Origin of the sequence: Streptomyces sp. NBC_00122 (assembly GCF_045160845.1) — a bacterium.
GTDB lineage: Bacteria > Actinomycetota > Actinomycetes > Streptomycetales > Streptomycetaceae > Streptomyces.
Window position 1 is genome coordinate 3,915,666 of record NZ_CP108191.1, and the last position, 15,493, is coordinate 3,931,158.

General features: G+C 70.9%; 16 protein-coding genes and 1 pseudogene. 7 read left to right on the forward strand and 10 right to left on the reverse strand.

The window, feature by feature from the left end; genetic code table 11:
• Positions 1-33: 33 nt before the first annotated feature.
• The 7 genes from OG737_RS18675 to OG737_RS18705 form a co-directional block, all read right to left on the reverse strand.
• Entirely contained in the window at positions 34-582 is a 549-nt protein-coding gene (locus OG737_RS18675) for a hypothetical protein (protein ID WP_328927264.1), read from the reverse strand.
• Positions 506-1,114 carry a serine hydrolase gene (locus OG737_RS18680; RefSeq protein WP_405921769.1) on the reverse strand — a complete coding sequence of 203 codons (609 nt, stop codon included), beginning with the start codon at positions 1,112-1,114 and terminating at the stop codon, positions 506-508. The genes OG737_RS18675 and OG737_RS18680 overlap by 77 nt, the downstream gene beginning before the upstream one ends.
• Positions 1,115-1,167: 53 nt before the next feature.
• Positions 1,168-1,935, reverse strand: a complete 768-nt coding sequence (locus tag OG737_RS18685) for a succinate dehydrogenase iron-sulfur subunit (protein WP_328927266.1) — start codon at positions 1,933-1,935, stop codon at positions 1,168-1,170.
• Positions 1,935-3,689 carry a succinate dehydrogenase flavoprotein subunit gene (gene sdhA / locus OG737_RS18690; protein ID WP_328927267.1) on the reverse strand — a complete coding sequence of 585 codons (1,755 nt, stop codon included), beginning with the start codon at positions 3,687-3,689 and terminating at the stop codon, positions 1,935-1,937. The genes OG737_RS18685 and sdhA overlap by 1 nt, the downstream gene beginning before the upstream one ends.
• A 23-nt stretch (positions 3,690-3,712) precedes the next feature.
• Positions 3,713-4,195, reverse strand: coding sequence for a succinate dehydrogenase hydrophobic membrane anchor subunit (locus OG737_RS18695; RefSeq protein WP_328927268.1), 483 nt, complete (start codon positions 4,193-4,195; stop codon positions 3,713-3,715).
• A gap of 5 nt (positions 4,196-4,200) precedes the next feature.
• Positions 4,201-4,581 carry a succinate dehydrogenase, cytochrome b556 subunit gene (sdhC, locus tag OG737_RS18700; protein WP_328927269.1) on the reverse strand — a complete coding sequence of 127 codons (381 nt, stop codon included), beginning with the start codon at positions 4,579-4,581 and terminating at the stop codon, positions 4,201-4,203.
• A gap of 152 nt (positions 4,582-4,733) precedes the next feature.
• Complete coding sequence (locus OG737_RS18705) at positions 4,734-5,393, reverse strand: 2-oxo-4-hydroxy-4-carboxy-5-ureidoimidazoline decarboxylase (RefSeq protein WP_405678877.1); 660 nt, start codon at positions 5,391-5,393, stop codon at positions 4,734-4,736.
• 345 nt (positions 5,394-5,738) lie between these two features.
• Between OG737_RS18705 and OG737_RS18710 the strand changes: the two genes are divergently transcribed.
• Both OG737_RS18710 and OG737_RS18715 read left to right on the forward strand, forming a co-directional pair.
• Positions 5,739-6,491 (forward strand): RNA polymerase sigma factor, encoded by a 753-nt coding sequence (locus tag OG737_RS18710; RefSeq protein ID WP_328930386.1) that lies wholly within the window; start codon positions 5,739-5,741, stop codon positions 6,489-6,491.
• Positions 6,491-7,546: a hypothetical protein gene (locus OG737_RS18715; protein WP_405921770.1), complete on the forward strand. Its 1,056-nt coding sequence runs from the start codon at positions 6,491-6,493 to the stop codon at positions 7,544-7,546. Before OG737_RS18710 ends, OG737_RS18715 begins: the two co-directional genes overlap by 1 nt.
• Before the next feature lie 174 nt (positions 7,547-7,720).
• Here the strand turns inward: OG737_RS18715 and OG737_RS18720 are convergent, their stop codons facing one another.
• A complete protein-coding gene (locus OG737_RS18720) occupies positions 7,721-8,341 on the reverse strand; it encodes a peptidoglycan-binding protein (RefSeq protein WP_405678874.1) in 621 nt (206 codons plus the stop codon).
• Here OG737_RS18720 and OG737_RS18725 point away from each other — a divergent pair.
• The 3 genes from OG737_RS18725 (at position 8,340) to leuE (ending at position 11,058) form a co-directional block, all read left to right on the forward strand.
• Positions 8,340-8,639 (forward strand): hypothetical protein, encoded by a 300-nt coding sequence (locus tag OG737_RS18725; RefSeq protein WP_405921771.1) that lies wholly within the window; start codon positions 8,340-8,342, stop codon positions 8,637-8,639. The two genes, OG737_RS18720 and OG737_RS18725, sit on opposite strands and share 2 nt — an antisense overlap.
• A 143-nt stretch (positions 8,640-8,782) precedes the next feature.
• A complete protein-coding gene (locus tag OG737_RS18730; protein ID WP_405678870.1) occupies positions 8,783-10,363 on the forward strand; it encodes a methylmalonyl-CoA mutase in 1,581 nt (526 codons plus the stop codon).
• Positions 10,364-10,407: 44 nt separating this feature from the next.
• The gene (gene leuE, locus OG737_RS18735) at positions 10,408-11,058 is read left to right on the forward strand and encodes a leucine efflux protein LeuE (RefSeq protein ID WP_328927273.1); all 651 of its coding nucleotides are present in this window, start codon (positions 10,408-10,410) and stop codon (positions 11,056-11,058) included.
• 33 nt (positions 11,059-11,091) lie between these two features.
• Here leuE and OG737_RS18740 read toward each other — a convergent pair whose 3' ends face one another.
• The gene (locus tag OG737_RS18740) at positions 11,092-12,426 is read right to left on the reverse strand and encodes a polysialyltransferase family glycosyltransferase (RefSeq protein ID WP_328927274.1); all 1,335 of its coding nucleotides are present in this window, start codon (positions 12,424-12,426) and stop codon (positions 11,092-11,094) included.
• Positions 12,426-13,406, reverse strand: coding sequence for a glycosyltransferase family 2 protein (locus tag OG737_RS18745; RefSeq protein WP_328927275.1), 981 nt, complete (start codon positions 13,404-13,406; stop codon positions 12,426-12,428). The genes OG737_RS18740 and OG737_RS18745 overlap by 1 nt, the downstream gene beginning before the upstream one ends.
• Positions 13,407-13,582: 176 nt before the next feature.
• On the opposite strand from OG737_RS18745, the gene OG737_RS18750 reads away from it, so the two are divergent.
• Both OG737_RS18750 and OG737_RS18755 read left to right on the forward strand, forming a co-directional pair.
• Positions 13,583-14,884, forward strand: a complete 1,302-nt coding sequence (locus OG737_RS18750) for a DUF6716 putative glycosyltransferase (RefSeq protein WP_328927276.1) — start codon at positions 13,583-13,585, stop codon at positions 14,882-14,884.
• Positions 14,881-15,258, forward strand: a pseudogene (locus OG737_RS18755) (cytidylyltransferase domain-containing protein); the annotation flags it as partial. The gene OG737_RS18750 and the pseudogene OG737_RS18755, both read left to right, overlap by 4 nt.
• Between the last annotated feature and the right edge of the window lie 235 nt (positions 15,259-15,493).

The window sequence follows — 15,493 nt, forward strand, 5'->3', positions numbered from 1 at the left end:
TTCGCCGGTGTTTCGCCCCGCCCGGACGCCCCCTCAGAGGCTCAGCGACCGCGCGAAGTTGAGCTGCGACATCACCCACGGGAAGGTGCTCTGGTCCTGGGCCGGGATCATCGTGGAGTGGTGGCGGCCGCCGCTGGTCACCGAGACCTGGATGTAGCCCGTGGTCTTCTTCTCCTTCATCAGGAGGAACAGCAGGCCCAGCAGGCAGAACAGGAAGAAGATGACGGCGAGGATGATCGCGTGGGTCGGGATCTTCTCCTCGGTGCGCGAGAAGTCCGTCGCGTTCCAGACCGCGCCCCGCAGCGGCATGTTGCCCGACGGCGTGATGATCTGGTCCCCCACGACCGTGATGTCGCCGAGGGACACGCCGGCGCCGTTCATCGGGGCGGGCGCGGGGACGGGGGCCGGGATGCCCGCGCCCATGGTCGGCTGGTAGGCCGGGGGCCCGGCCGCCGGGTAGGGCTGCGGGTAGCCGTAACTCGGCTCGCCGGGGCCCCACTTATAGTCACCCTGGCCGGGCATGCCGGGCTGCCCGCCCTGGCCGGGGTTGCCCGCGTACGGATTCGGCTGCTGCTCGCTCATGCCGCTGATCCTTCCACAGCGGCCCTCCGGGCTGTACCCGCCAGAGCGCCGCAGTGATGAGGCGGCCGAGGTGAACGCGCATCTGCGCACGGTCGTTGGGGGCGGGGACGAGCGAGTAGACGACGGTGCGGCCGCCCCGCTCGGTCGCGAACACCCCGCTGGTGGACGGGCCCATGGAGCCGGTCTTGCCCCAGACGACGGCGCCGTCGGCCTCGGCGCGCATCATGCCGCTCATGCTGTACCGGTCCACGTTGCCCTCCGAGAGCGCCGGCATGGTGAACAACTGCCGCTGCTGGGCGGACTTCAGCAGCCGGCCGCGCAGCAGCGCCGCCATGAACCGTTCCAGGTCGGGGGCGTTGGAGACCATGCCGCCCTTGGACCGGTGGCGACCAGGGTGGTCCAACGGGCCCTGCGGGTGGCGGAGTTCACGGAATTCGCGGAGTCCTTCATGGCCGTAAGCCTGCCGTGAGGAAGATCCACCGGCTATGGGGGACGGCCCCCACCCGACCCTGACGCGCCCCCGAGTACGCACAAGGCCCGCACCCCGAGGAGGGGTGCGGGCCTTGCCGCGTCAAGGAGGGGGAATCAGAAGCGACGCGTGATCAGCGCGCGCTTCACTTCCTGGATCGCCTTCGTGACCTCGATGCCACGCGGGCACGCGTCGGTGCAGTTGAAGGTCGTGCGGCAGCGCCACACGCCGTCCTTGTCGTTGAGGATCTCCAGCCGCTGCTCGCCGGCCTCGTCACGCGAGTCGAAGATGAAGCGGTGCGCGTTGACGATCGCCGCCGGGCCGAAGTACTGGCCGTCGTTCCAGAACACCGGGCACGAGGACGTGCACGCGGCGCACAGGATGCACTTGGTGGTGTCGTCGAAGCGCTCGCGGTCCTCGGCGGACTGCAGGCGCTCACGCGTCGGCTCGTTGCCCTTGGTGACCAGGAACGGCATGACGTCGCGGTACGCCTGGAAGAAGGGCTCCATGTCGACGACAAGGTCCTTCATCACGGTGAGGCCCTTGATGGCCTCGACCGTGATCGGCTTCTCCGGGTTGATGTCCTTGATCAGCGTCTTGCAGGCGAGCCTGTTCTTGCCGTTGATCCGCATCGCGTCGGAGCCGCAGATGCCGTGCGCGCACGAGCGGCGGAAGGTCAGCGTGCCGTCGAGGTCCCACTTGATCTTGTGGAGACCGTCGAGCACGCGCTCCTTCGGGTCGATCTCGATCTGGAAGTCCTGCCACTGCGCCTCGTCCGAGATCTCGGGGTTGTAGCGGCGGATCCGGAACGTGACCGTGATGAAGGGCGAAGCCGCGGCCGCGGCCTCCATCTGGTCCGTCTTGCTCAGGGTCGGGGTGCCCATCAGTACTTACGCTCCATCGGCTGGTAGCGGGTGACGACGACGGGCTTGTAGTCCAGCCGGACGGAGTCCTTGCCGTCGTCGCCGACCTCGCGGTACGCCATGGTGTGGCGCATGAAGTTGACGTCGTCGCGGTTCGGGTAGTCCTCGCGGTAGTGACCGCCGCGGGACTCCTTGCGCGCCAGCGCGGACACGGCCATGACCTCGGCCAGGTCGAGCAGGTTGCCCAGCTCGATGGCCTCCAGCAGGTCCGTGTTGAAGCGCTTGCCCTTGTCCTGGACGGACACGTTCTTGTAGCGCTCGCGCAGTTCCGCGATCTTCTCGACCGCGGTCTTGATGGTCTGCTCCGTACGGAACACCATCACGCACGCGTCCATCGTCTCCTGGAGCTCCAGGCGCAGGTCGGCGACCCGCTCCTTGCCCGTGGAGTCGCGCAGCTGCTCGACGAGGTCGACGACCTGCTGCGCCGGGTTCTCCGGCAGCTCGACGTAGTCGTTCTCGTGCGCGTACTTGGCCGCGGCGATGCCCGAGCGCTTGCCGAAGACGTTGATGTCCAGCAGCGAGTTGGTGCCCAGGCGGTTCGCGCCGTGCACCGACACGCACGCGACCTCGCCGGCCGCGTACAGGCCCGGGACGACGGTGGTGTTGTCCGAGAGGACCTCACCCTCGACGTTGGTCGGGATGCCGCCCATGGCGTAGTGCGCGGTGGGCTGGATCGGGATCGGGTCCGTGTACGGCTCGATGCCCAGGTACGTACGCGCGAACTCGGTGATGTCCGGGAGCTTCGCGTCGAGCTGCTCCGGCGGCAGGTGCGTCAGGTCCAGGTACACGTGGTCACCGGCCGGACCGCAGCCGCGGCCCTCACGGATCTCGGTGTAGATGGAGCGCGAGACGACGTCACGGGACGCGAGGTCCTTCATGACCGGCGCGTACTTCTCCATGAAGCGCTCGCCGTCCTTGTTGCGGAGGATGCCGCCCTCACCGCGGGCGCCCTCCGTCAGCAGGATGCCCATGCGCCAGATGCCCGTCGGGTGGAACTGGAAGAACTCCATGTCCTCCAGCGGCAGGCCGCGGCGGTAGCAGGCCGCCTGGCCGTCACCCGTGAGGGTGTGCGCGTTGGAGGTCACCTTGAAGAACTTGCCGGTGCCGCCGGAGGCGTAGATGACGGACTTGGCCTGGAACACGTGGATCTCGCCGGTGGCGAGCTCGTACGCGACCACACCGGCCGACTTCTTGACGCCGTCCTCCTCGACCAGGAGCTGGTCCAGGACGTAGAACTCGTTGAAGAACTCCACGCCCTCCTTGACGCAGTTCTGGTACAGCGTCTGGAGGATCATGTGGCCCGTGCGGTCCGCGGCGTAGCAGGACCGGCGGACCGGGGCCTCGCCGTGGTTGCGCGAGTGGCCGCCGAAGCGGCGCTGGTCGATGGTGCCGTCCGGCGTGCGGTTGAACGGCAGGCCCATCTTCTCCAGGTCGAGGACGGCGTCGATGGCCTCCTTCGCCAGGATCTCGGCGGCGTCCTGGTCGACCAGGTAGTCACCGCCCTTGACCGTGTCGAAGGTGTGCCACTCCCAGTTGTCGTCCTCCACGTTGGCCAGCGCGGCGGCCATGCCGCCCTGCGCGGCGCCCGTGTGGGAGCGGGTGGGGTAGAGCTTCGTCAGCACCGCGGTGCGGCTGCGCTTCGTCGACTCGATGGCGGCGCGCATGCCCGCGCCACCTGCGCCGACGATGACGGTGTCGTACTTGTGGATCTTCATTGGTTTCGCCTCAGCCCCGTTGCCTAGCGGATGTTCGGGTCGAAGGTGAAGATCACCAGCGTGCCCAGAAGGATGGTGAACACCGTGGCGGTGTAGAGCAGGCCCTTCAGCCACAGCCGCGTGTTGGCGCGCTCCGCGTAGTCGTTGATGACGGTACGCAGACCGTTGGCGCCGTGCAGCATGGCCAGCCACAGCATCAGCAGGTCCCAGACCTGCCAGAACGGGGACGCCCAGCGGCCGGCCACGAAGGCGAAGCCGATCTTGGACACGCCGCCGTCGAGCACCAGCTGGATCAGCAGGTGGCCGATGACGAGGACGACGAGAACGATGCCCGAGAGGCGCATGAAGAGCCACGCGACCATCTCGAAGTTCCCGCGGGTCGAGCGCGGGGTCTTGCCGGTCCGCTTGCGCGGGGCCTCGATGTAAGGCGCCGGGTTCTCGGCGTCGTAGAGGGATGCGCCCTCGACGTCGCCGATGGCCTTGGCGGAAGAAGTGTCAGAAGACATGCGTGTCACTTCCCGAACAGTTCAAGGTAGGCGTGGCCGAGTACGGGGTACAGAGCACCCGCCATCAGCACGACCCAGATGATCACGACCCACCAGAGCATCTTCTTCTGGTGGCGCGGGCCCTTGGACCAGAAGTCCACGGCGATGACACGGAGACCGTTGAGCGCGTGGAACAGGATTGCGGCGACGAGGCCGTACTCCAGCAGCGCGACGATCGGAGTCTTGTAGGTAGCCACCACATCGTCGTACGCCTCGGGGGAGACGCGGACGAGTGCGGTGTCGAGGACGTGTACGAACAGGAAGAAGAAGATGAGGACGCCGGTGACTCGATGAGCCACCCAGGACCACATTCCTTCCCGGCCGCGGTACAACGTTCCAGCCGGCACGGAAAACCCTCCGGAAGCGGGGCGGGGGCCAGCCGGCTTCTTTGTCGGTCGGGCCCGGCCGGGTACGGTCCACCGGCCCCGGACATCGTAGCGACGCTTTGTCGGTTCCTTCGCGCGGGGGCCATCGGTGTGATCAAACAGGCTCGGACGGGCTATCCCACAGGGGCGAATAGCCCCGTTTCCGCCCCGGACAGACCATCCGCCGACGTCAGCCAATGTGTCAGGTCGCACAATCGGGCCTGCGCGACACGGCGCAGCTCGTCGGCGGAGATCGAGCGTTCCTCGTCCTCCTCGTGACCCATCCGGCGGCGGATCGCGGCCAGCAGATGGGCCACCCGCTCCTCCGGCGGATGCCCGTCGAGACAGATCACGAAGGCGTGGCCGAACTTCCGTTCGTACTCGGCGTGCGCCGCGTCGAGGGCCAGCAGCGCCGCGTACGAGGCCCCGTGGCCCAGCTCCTCCGAGCACTCGGCGGCCAGTGCCTCCGTGAGGTCGGCCTGCGAGAGGTCGTACGAGGCTTCGTCCGCGGCGGCGATCAGCGTGCCGAGATCGGGGTAGGGGCGGTGCGTGGAGACCCGGTGCGCCCAGCGGCGGCTTCCGCAGCACTGCATCAGGGCCGCCTGGGCGGCCTCGGGGGACAGGGCGTTGAACCGGGCCAGCCCGCAGCCGTGGGAAGGACCGGGGCTTCCTCCGGACTTCTCTCCCGGACTCTGTCCGGAAAGGGCCCCCGGAGGGATGCCCCCATGGGACTGTGCCGGAAGGTGGCTGGACAGCGGGGGGCTCCTCGGGGCGTGGCGCGGGTGTACGGCCACGCTATAGACGCAGGGCAAGGCGTGTCGTACCCATTCGGGGATTTCACCCGGAAGTGAGCCGAAAGGATGACGTGGGTACCGTGGACCTCGACGGGGCAGCGCCCGGGATCGGGATAAGGAGGGCGGCCGAGGCCGCCACCCCCCACAGGAGAGGCCCCAGCCGCCATCCGTCACGGGCTCGTGCGACAAGCCCGTATCCCTGTCAGCGTCCTGAGTGCGTTTTGTGTCACACCTCGCTCCGCGCAGGATTGGTTGCTCGTTGTACAACTCGTGGACGAAGGTGCGGGAAAGCCGTAACGTGCTGATTTGCGCCAGACGTACAGGACAGTGAACGGGTTGGGGACTTTGCTGGGGGACGACGCGGAGCTGACCGCCGCGGTGCTCGCGGCACAGGACGGCGACGAGGACGCGTTCCGTGCTGTGTACCGTGCCGTGCACCCACGGCTGCTCGGATACGTACGCACGCTCGTCGGGGACGGCGACGCGGAAGACGTGACCTCCGAGGCCTGGCTGCAGATCGCCCGCGACCTCGACTCCTTCGCCGGCGACGCCGACCGCTTCCGGGGCTGGGCCGCCCGCATCGCCCGCAACCGGGCCCTCGACCACATCCGCATGCGCGGCCGTCGCCCCGCCATCGGCGGCGACGACACCGAGCTCACCGGCTGGGCCGCCGACAGCGACACCGCGGTCGCGGCGATGGAGTCCCTGTCCACCGGCACGACGATGGCGCTCATCGCGCAGCTCCCGCAGGACCAGGCCGAGGCCGTCGTCCTGCGGGTCGTGGTCGGCCTGGACGCGAAGAGCGCGGCCGAGACGCTCGGCAAGCGGCCCGGCGCCGTGCGCACCGCCGCTCACCGCGGCCTGAAGAAGCTCGCGGAGCTGCTCGGAGCGCAGGACGCGGAGGGCGACTTCGCGCCGGACTCGGTACCGGACTCGGACCGGGGGCCGCGCGTCGGCCATAATGCCGGTGGCCAGGCGCGGGGCGGCGGGGGCGGGAGGGATCTCGACGCCGTACCCGCACAGCGCGGCCACGGCGGGGGCCTCGTAGAAAAAACCGGTGTGACGCATTCACGTTGGCGGACGCAGAAGGACATGTGATGGCCGACGAGCGCGACAGGTGGCTGGACAGCGCCGCCGCGGACAAACTGCTGCGCGGTGAACCGGCGGAACCTGCGGGACCGGACGCCGACCCGCGGGACCGGCGCGAAGCCGCCCGGCTGCGCGCTGCCCTCGACGCCTTGGCCGGACCGCCGCCCGCGACCGGGGAACTGCCCGGCGAGGCCGCGGCGGTGGCCGCCTTCCTCGCGGCGCGCGGCGGCTCCGCGGCCACGCCCGCAAGCACCGAACGCTCCGAACGCCGCGAGTCCGCGGCGTTCTCCGGCGAACCCCTGGTCGACATCGGCCGCGCCTCCGCCGCCTTCCGCGTTCCCGCGCCCCGGCGCGCTCGGACGGTGCGGTTCGGTCTGGCGGCGGCCCTCGCGAGCGTCGCGGTCGGCGGACTGGCCGCCGCGGCGGGCGCCGGGCTGCTGGACCAGTCGCGGCACGACACCGCCGGGCCGGGCCCCGCGATGTCGGTGAGCGCCGACGGCGTGCCCACCCCGGGCGACGGCAGCGGGGCCTCGACGCTCAGCCCGCAGCTGCGCCCCACCCCGCTGCGGGACGGCGCGAGTCCGTCGGCCTCCACGGGCCCGACGCAGCAGCCGGGTACGTCCGCGAGCGGTACGGCGTCCGCCGGCGGATTCTCGTCCGGTACGCCCGCCACCGGTGGCACGGGCAAGGACGGCAAGGACGGCAAGTCCCGGACGGACGGAACCCCGGACTTCTTCGGCGGCGACAGCAAGGACCGCGACCAGGACCGGGAGAACATGCGCCGGGCCGTGGACCTCTGCAAGGACTACCGGTCCGGCCGGCTCAACGACGACCGGCGCGAGCGGCTCTCACACCTGGCCCGCGGCCTCGCTCGTATCCCGTCCTACTGCGGGGCGCTGCTGGACGGCGTCGTCGACGACGGCAAGCGCATGGACTCCCCGGGCATGTCCGTGGGCGGTACGGGTGCCGGGTCGGTCAAGGCCCCGACCGTGGCACCGCCGCTCCCGGGGGCCTCGGCGGCCCTGCCCGACCGGCTCTCACAACCCGCATCGAGCAGCCTGTAACACTTTTCGAATCGGCGGCGCAGTACATAACGAGCCGACTGGTCATCGGCTGCGCATGAGCCGGGGTTCCCCCCGTACCCCTGGGCTCTGCGCAAACGGCGCGGGCGGGGCACGTTCCCCCGGCCCTGCCCGCGCCACTAACTTCCGACCACCGGCCTGCGGCCGCCGCCCGGCTCACCAGTAGACGACGACCTTGTCGCCGACCTGCACCTGGTCGAAGAGGGCCGACAGCTTCTTCTTGTCCCGGACGTTCACGCAGCCGTGCGAGGCGCCGGCGTAGCCGCGGGCCGCGAAGTCGGCCGAGTAGTGCACCGCCTGGCCGCCGCTGAAGAACATCGCGTACGGCATCGGCGTGTGGTAGATCGTCGACGTCCAGTCCTTGGCCTTCCAGCCCACGTTGAACACGCCCTCGCGGGTCGGGGTGTTCTCCGAGCCGAAGCGCACGTCCATCGTGGAGACGACCTTGCCGTCGATCATCCAGGCGAGGGTGCGGCTCTCCTTGCTGATGCACATGACCCGGCCCTCCATGCAGCGCGGGTCGGGCGCGTCCGCCTCGTTCTCCGTCGGCGGGCGCAGCTCGTCGGCGGTGGGCTTCTTCGAGGAGCTCTGGATCTTGTTCCAGGTGGCCTCGTCGACCGAACCGGTCGCGTTCAGGGAGTGCTTCGACTGGAAGGACTTGACCGCCGCGGTGGTCTTCGTGCCGTAGAAGCCGGTCGGCGCGACCGACATGAACTTGAGCTGCTTCAGGCGTGCCTGGAGCTCGCGCACCTGCTCGGTGTCGTCTCCGTTGGCCATGATCTGCTTCACCGTCGGCGAAGGCGAGGCGGACGCCGACGGGGACGCGGACGCCGACGCGGACGGAGAGGCCGACGGCGACGCGTCGCCGGGCTTGCCGTCGGTGGTCGGAGAGGCTTCGGGGGTGGCGGCCGCCGTGGGCGAAGAGGGGGCCGAGGAAGCGGAGCCGGCCGACTCCGACTTCTGCGGCCCGCAGGCGGTCGCGGCGAGCGCGACGGCGGTTGCCACCCCGATCGTGCGGATTATCAATCTCTGGCGCTGCATTGCAGTCCCCCCGGTTTCTACGTCGTGTATGTAGGTGATGCCTCGCGTGCGTGGAGAGTTGCGCTCGGACCCGGGATGTTGCGCCATTGTGACCAGGGGCCGTCCGCAGCCTTACGCGATGGGGCGGGACGGTTGTACCAGTCCCGGGGCCGGTCGCTCTATGGAGGTTTACGTCACATGGCACGCACCGAGAGCGGCATCCCGATCGAACCCGTCTACGGCCCCGGCGACCTGACGGGGCGGGACCCGGAGACCGAATTGGGCGTTCCGGGTGATTTCCCCTACACCAGGGGGATTTATCCGACGATGTACACCGGCCGGCCGTGGACGATGCGGCAGTACGCCGGATTCGGCACGGCGGCCGAGTCCAACGCGCGCTACCGGCAGCTCATCGCGGGCGGCGGGACCGGCCTGTCCGTCGCCTTCGACCTGCCGACCCAGATGGGTCACGACTCCGACGCCCCTCTCGCGCACGGCGAGGTCGGCAAGGTCGGGGTCGCGATCGACTCGCTCGACGACATGCGGACCCTGTTCGACGGGATCCCCCTCGACCGGGTCTCCACCTCCATGACCATCAACGCGCCCGCCGCGCTGCTCCTGCTGCTCTACCAGCTGGTCGCCGAGGAGCAGGGGATCGAGGGCGCGCAGCTGACCGGGACGGTGCAGAACGACGTCCTGAAGGAGTACATCGCCCGCGGGACGTACATCTTCCCGCCCGAGCCCTCGCTCCGGCTCACGGCCGACACCTTCCGCTACTGCCGGGCCGAGATCCCGAAGTGGAACACCATCTCCATCTCCGGCTACCACATGGCCGAAGCGGGGGCCTCGCCCGCGCAGGAGGTGGCCTTCACCCTCGCCGACGGCATCGCGTACGTCCGTACGGCCCTGGCGGCCGGGATGGCGGTCGACGAGTTCGCGCCCAGGCTCTCCTTCTTCTTCGTCGCCCGCACCACCCTGCTGGAGGAGGTCGCGAAGTTCCGCGCCGCCCGGCGGATCTGGGCCCGCGTCATGCGCGAGGAGTTCGGGGCCCGGGACCCGAAGTCGCTGATGCTGCGTTTCCACACCCAGACGGCGGGGGTCCAGCTGACGGCACAGCAGCCCGAGCTGAACCTCGTACGGGTGGCCGTGCAGGCACTGGCGGCCGTACTGGGCGGCACGCAGTCGCTGCACACCAACTCCTTCGACGAGGCCATCGCGCTGCCCACGGAGAAGTCCGCCCGCCTCGCGCTGCGCACCCAGCAGGTCCTCGCGTACGAGACGGACGTGCCGCAGACGGCGGACCCCTTCGCCGGCTCGTACGCGGTGGAGCGGATGACGGACGACCTGGAAGCGGCCGCGCTCGACCTGATGCGGCGGGTCGAGGCGCAGGGCGGCGCGGTGGCCGCGATCGAGGCCGGCTTCCAGAAGGGCGAGATCGAGCGGAACGCCTACCGCATCGCGCAGGAGACCGAGAGCGGGGAGCGGGTGGTGGTCGGCGTGAACCGTTTCGCGCTGGAGCGGGAGGAGCCGTACGAGCCGCTGCGCGTGGACCCCGAGATCGAGGCGCGACAGTGCGCGGCGCTGGCCCGGCTGCGGGCGGAGCGGGACGGGGCGGCGGTGACGGCGGCGCTCGCGGCGGTTCGGGAGGCGGCCGGGGGGACGGAGAACGTGCTGTACCCGATGAAGGAGGCGCTGCGGGCCCGGGCCACGGTGGGGGAGGTGTGCGGGGCGCTGCGGGAGGTGTGGGGCGCGTACGAACCGGCGGATTCCAACTGGTGAAATCGATGACGCGACAGGTGTAACCCTATGGGACACTCCTGCCCATGCTGGGTGTGACAGATCTTCCGACTTATCTCGCCGGCCTGGTACTGATCATTCTGCTGCCGGGGCCGAACTCGCTCTACGTGCTGTCCGTCGCCGCTCGCCGCGGGGTGCGTACCGGGTACAAGGCCGCCGCGGGGGTGTTCACCGGCGACGCCGTGCTGATGCTGCTGACCGCCGTGGGCGCCGGGGCACTGCTCAAGGCGAGCCCGCTGGTCTTCACGGTGGTCAAGTTCCTCGGCGCCGGGTACCTGGCGTGGCTGGCCGTGGGCATGATGCGGGGCGCCTGGGCGCTGTGGCGCACGCGCCAGGCGCGGGCCGAGGAGGAGGCCGGCGCCCCCGCCGACCCGGGCGAGACCGAGCGGCCCTACCGGCGGGCGCTGCTGATCAGCCTCTTCAACCCGAAGGCCATCCTCTTCCTGATGTCCTTCTTCGTGCAGTTCGTGGATCCGTCCTACGCCCACCCGGCCCTGTCGTTCCTGGTCCTGGGCGGACTGCTGCAGACGGGCAGCTTCCTGTACCTGACGCTGCTGATATTCGGCGGCACCCGCCTCTCGGCGGCCTTCCGCCGCCGCAAGAGGCTGTCGGTCGGGGCCACCTCGGCCGCGGGCGTGCTCTTCCTGGGCTTCGCCGCCAAACTCGCCGTCAGCTGAGGCCGTCACCGCAGGCCCGTCACCGCAGGCCCGTCAGCCGAGGACGCGGCGCAGCCTCCGCGCCACCCGCCGCACCGCCCGGCTCCGCGGCAGGAACGACAGCTGGGCGGGGATGCCGCCCGGCAGGCCGAGCGCGGACAGCCGGCGGCGGGTGAAGTAGCGCCAGGTGCTGGTGGTCAGATGCCGGGCCAGGTAGGCCTCGGCCACCGGGCGGCGCGCCGCGAGGATCTGCGGCTGCATGGTGAACCCGACCGCGGTCAGCAGCCCGGCCGACTCCGCCCGGACCCGCTCGGGCGTCGGGGGAGTCCAGGAGCGCACCGCCTCCGCGTCCGCGAGGTCGGGGAGCAGCGCGTCCACCAGGACCAGCGGGACGCGGTTGCTGTTCGGGTACGGGGCCAGACGGGCCAGTACGGCCTCCGTACCCGTCCGCGCCACCGGCAGCCCGTACAGCGTGGCCGCGGTCAGCAGACCGGTGGAGAAGCAGCCGGCCACCAGCGCCGGGCGCAGCCGCTGGTAGAGGGCCTCGGCCAGGACCGGGGTGTCGATCACGGTGAGGCGGGCGCCGAGCCGCTCGGCCTCCGCCTCCGCGCGGCGCGAGTAGGCGGCCGGGGCGCTGGGGTGCGGCTTGAAGACCAGCTCGGTGTGGCCCAGGGCGTGCGCGCCGCGGACCATCGAGACGTGCAGCTCCTCCTCCTGGTCCGGGGTCATGAGGTCGAGCGCCGAGAGGTACTGGCCCAGCAGCAGCGCGGGGGACTCCCCGATCCCGTCCAGGTCCGCGTCGTGCGAGGGCAGTTCCGCCAGGACCTTCAGGAACGGCTCCGAGGGCACCAGCTCGACCCGTACCCCGAACTCCGTCAGCAGCAGCGGCTCCAGCCCCGGCACCAGGTCCAGGTGGAGTACGCGCCGCACCCGCATCCCGAGCTGCGGGTCGAGGCGGAAACGCGTGGGCCCGTAACTCATCAGGCCGTCCGCGTAGACGTCGACCGCCGCGCCCGGGAAGAGCCGGCACAGGGTCTGCGCGGGCGGTACCTGGAGGGACTCCACGATCAGCTCGACGCGGTCCTCGCCCAGACCCCACAGGGCGCGCAGCTGCCGCTCCCACAGCGGGACGTCCTCCGCGCGCGGGGCCCAGGTGCTCGGGTGCTGCGGCTCGATGACGCGGTTCCAGTCGAGCACCTCGTCGAAGCGGGTGCGCAGGGCGGCGAAACCCGGCATGTCCGCGATGCCGGGGCTGACCTCGGCGGTGACGGAGTGGTTGCTGGTGAGCAGGATGCGGCGGTCGGCGGACGGGAAGGAGCCCGCGTCGATGCCGGCCGCGAGGGTGGCGGCCCCGTAGAGGGTGGAGGCCAGGAAGATCTGTGTGGGCATCAGGCGGCCGCTCCCGACGTGCTGCGGCGGCGGCCGCGCACGCGGCGCAGCAGGGTGGAGCGTTCCGTGTCCATCGAGTCCAGGACGTGGTCGAGTACGTCCTGGGGCATGCGCCCGAGCGCCGCCGTGCTCATCGATCGGAGTTTTCTGGCCACGGCCGGTTCGTACCTCTCGACGGCACCGAAATGGTGCGCGATGATCGCGCAATATGTTCGGACGGCTTTCGGAAGAAGGAGATCGGATTCCCGGTCCGCAAGGACGTCCGAGATCACTTGATCGAATGCGCGGATGAAATCGAGCTGCCGTTCGTCACCGATTTGCGTCAACGAGGTGGCGACCCCGCGGCGGTAGAAGATTCCGGGCAGTCCGACCGCGGCGAAGGACCGGGCCTCCCGGTGCAGCCGCCAGATCCACGGCCGGTCCTCCGCCGTCCGCAGCCCGTCGGTGAAGTGCAGCACCCCGCGGTCCAGCAGCCGCCGGTGGTACATGCCGGCCCAGGCGTACGGGTAGTCCACCGAAGTGGCCCGGTCGGCCGGCAGGATCGCGGTGCGCGGATCGGCGACGACCGACTGCGGCCCGTACGGAACCCGCTGCACGCTGCGGGACCTGCCCGTGCACTTCACATGGTCGGTACGGACGAAATCGCAGTTCAGGGCCTCGATGGCGGCCAGGGTCCGGGCCAGGTGGCCGGGGGCCAGCCAGTCGTCCCCGTCCAGGAAGGCCACGTATTCGCCGCGGGCCGCGTCCAGGCCGGTGTTCCGGGCGGTGGCCAGGCCGCCGTTCTGCCCGTGTCTGAGGTGCACCGCCCCGGGCAGCTCGCGCGCGGCCCGCTCCAGCAGGCCGGGGGTCCCGTCCGTCGAGCAGTCGTCGACGAGCAGGAACTCGAAATCGTCCCGGGCATTGAGTTCGAGACTCTTCAGGGCATCCGGTGCATATGTCTGCACGTTGTAGAACGGCACGACAACAGAGAGCTTGGGCACCTGCGAGACATTAGGGCGCCGTTCGGCATTAACCATGGCCCGGATGCGGATTCCACATGAACGAAGCGGGGCGGACGCGTTAACCCGGGCTCTTTCGCATTCAGTCGACGCGTTGTTAACCCGCTGTTGTGCGTTCGTTGGGCCGATCACCGAAATTGCGGAATAGCTTCTGCCGCGTGCCAGAACGCAAACGCGTCGCCGTACTCGCCGATTCCGACACGCGATGGAAATGGGGCGCGCTCACCGCCCGCCGTCTCGTGCCCGACCACCAACTCGCCGGATACCTGCTGCGCGGCCGAGCCACACCCACCGCGCGCCAGCTCGGCGAAGTGGGGGTCCAGGGTGACCGGCCGGCCGAGGTGACCTGCGCCGAATTCCTCGCCGAGATCGGGCGGGAGCAGTACGACGTGGTCGTCCTCGCCCTCGTCGGCGGGGCCGTCCAGGCAGTCCTGCACGGGGCCCGCGCCCTGTGGCCCGAACCGGCGGCCCGCCCCGTCCTCGTCACCGGCTACGTCGGCGTCGTGTACGAGAAGCTCGCCGACGGGCTGCTGCTGCGGCACGGCGCCGACCTCGTCCTCGCCAACTCCCGGCACGACGCCGAGCGGTTCCGCGCCGTGTACGAAGGCGTCGGCGCGGACACCGGCGCCGTCACCGAGACCGCGCTGCCCTTCCTCGGCGGGGCCCCGTACGAGCCCGCCGGGAGCCGGACCCACACGGTGGTCTTCGCCGTCCAGCCCTCCGTACCCGAGAGCCGCGCCGACCGCGCGTACCTGCTGGAACGGGCCGCCGGGCACGCGCGGCTGCACCCGGAGCGCGAGGTGCTGATCAAACTGCGCAGCAGGCCGGGGGAGCACACCACGCACCTGGAGGAGCAGCCGTACCAGCGGCTCGCCGCCAAGCTCCCCGGCGGACTCCCGCCCAACTGCCGACTGGTGTACGGGAACATGGGCGAGGTCCTGGACGGTACCGACCTGCTCGTCACCGTCTCCTCCACCGCCGCCCTGGAGTCCCTGAACCGGTCCATCCCGACGGCCGTCCTCACCGACCTCGGCATCCGCGAATCCCTCGGCAACCACCACTTCCTGGGCTCCGGCTGCCTGGCCTCCTGGGACCAGCTCGACGCCGGTCTGCTGCCGCAAGGGGACCCCGAGTGGCTCGCGGCCCAGGGCGTCGCCGGAAGCGGGGACCCCTACGCCGCCGCCCGCGCGAAAGCCGACGGCCTGCTGGCCGAAGCCGAGCTCCCGCCCGTCGCCCCGTACTACACGCTCACCACCGCCCCCCGGTACCTGCCCGGGATCCTCGCGCGCCAGCACCTCGCGCCCGACGGCACCGCGCTGCCCGGCGCGGTGCGGCAGACGGCCGGGCAGTCCCGGCTGCGCCGCCGGCTCCGCGCCCACCTGCGCGAGGCCGCCCGCGGGGCCTACCGGCACGGCGTGCAGCGCGTGGCCCCCGTGATCCGCCGGATGGGAGAGCTGTGAGCCCCCGCGTCCTGGCCGTCATCCCCGCGCGCGGCGGCTCCAAGGGAGTGCCCGGCAAGAACCTCGCCGAGGTCGCCGGCATCCCGCTGGTCGCCCGCGCCGTCCAGGCCTGCCTCGCCGCGCCGACCGTCACCGACGTGGTGGTCTCCACCGACTCCACGCAGATCGCCGCCGTCGCCCGGGCCGCGGGCGCCGACGTGATCGCCCGCCCCACCGCGATCTCCGGCGACACCGCGAGCAGCGAGGCAGCCCTGCTGCACTCCCTCACCACCTTCGAGGAGCTGCACTCCCTCACCGTGGACGTGGTCCTCCTCGTCCAGTGCACCAGCCCCTTCCTGGCCGCCTCCGACGTCGAGTCCGTCGCCGCGGCCGTCGCCTCCGGCGCCGCCGACTCCGCCCTGACCGTGGCCCCCTTCCACGGCTTCCTCTGGCGGGAGGACCCCGACGGAGCCGGGACCGGCGTCAACCACGAGACGACGTACCGCCCCCGGCGCCAGGACCGCCCCCAGGACCTGCTGGAGACCGGCGCCGCCTACGCCATGGACGCCCCCGGCTTCCGTACCGCCCGCCACCGCTTCTTCGGGCGCATCCTGCCCGTCGCCACCGACC

Excerpts from the sequence above, each read along its gene's own strand:
- OG737_RS18675 (WP_328927264.1), bottom strand. The coding sequence starts at position 582 with ATGAGCGAGCAGCAGCCGAATCCGTACGCGGGCAACCCCGGCCAGGGC.
- OG737_RS18685 (WP_328927266.1), bottom strand. The coding sequence starts at position 1,935 with ATGGGCACCCCGACCCTGAGCAAGACGGACCAGATGGAGGCCGCGGCC.
- sdhA (WP_328927267.1), bottom strand. The coding sequence starts at position 3,689 with ATGAAGATCCACAAGTACGACACCGTCATCGTCGGCGCAGGTGGCGCG.
- OG737_RS18695 (WP_328927268.1), bottom strand. The coding sequence starts at position 4,195 with ATGTCTTCTGACACTTCTTCCGCCAAGGCCATCGGCGACGTCGAGGGC.
- OG737_RS18715 (WP_405921770.1), top strand. The coding sequence starts at position 6,491 with ATGGCCGACGAGCGCGACAGGTGGCTGGACAGCGCCGCCGCGGACAAA.
- OG737_RS18725 (WP_405921771.1), top strand. The coding sequence starts at position 8,340 with ATGATCTGCTTCACCGTCGGCGAAGGCGAGGCGGACGCCGACGGGGAC.
- OG737_RS18720 (WP_405678874.1), bottom strand. The coding sequence starts at position 8,341 with ATGGCCAACGGAGACGACACCGAGCAGGTGCGCGAGCTCCAGGCACGC.
- OG737_RS18730 (WP_405678870.1), top strand. The coding sequence starts at position 8,783 with ATGGCACGCACCGAGAGCGGCATCCCGATCGAACCCGTCTACGGCCCC.
- leuE (WP_328927273.1), top strand. The coding sequence starts at position 10,408 with ATGCTGGGTGTGACAGATCTTCCGACTTATCTCGCCGGCCTGGTACTG.
- OG737_RS18740 (WP_328927274.1), bottom strand. The coding sequence starts at position 12,426 with ATGCCCACACAGATCTTCCTGGCCTCCACCCTCTACGGGGCCGCCACC.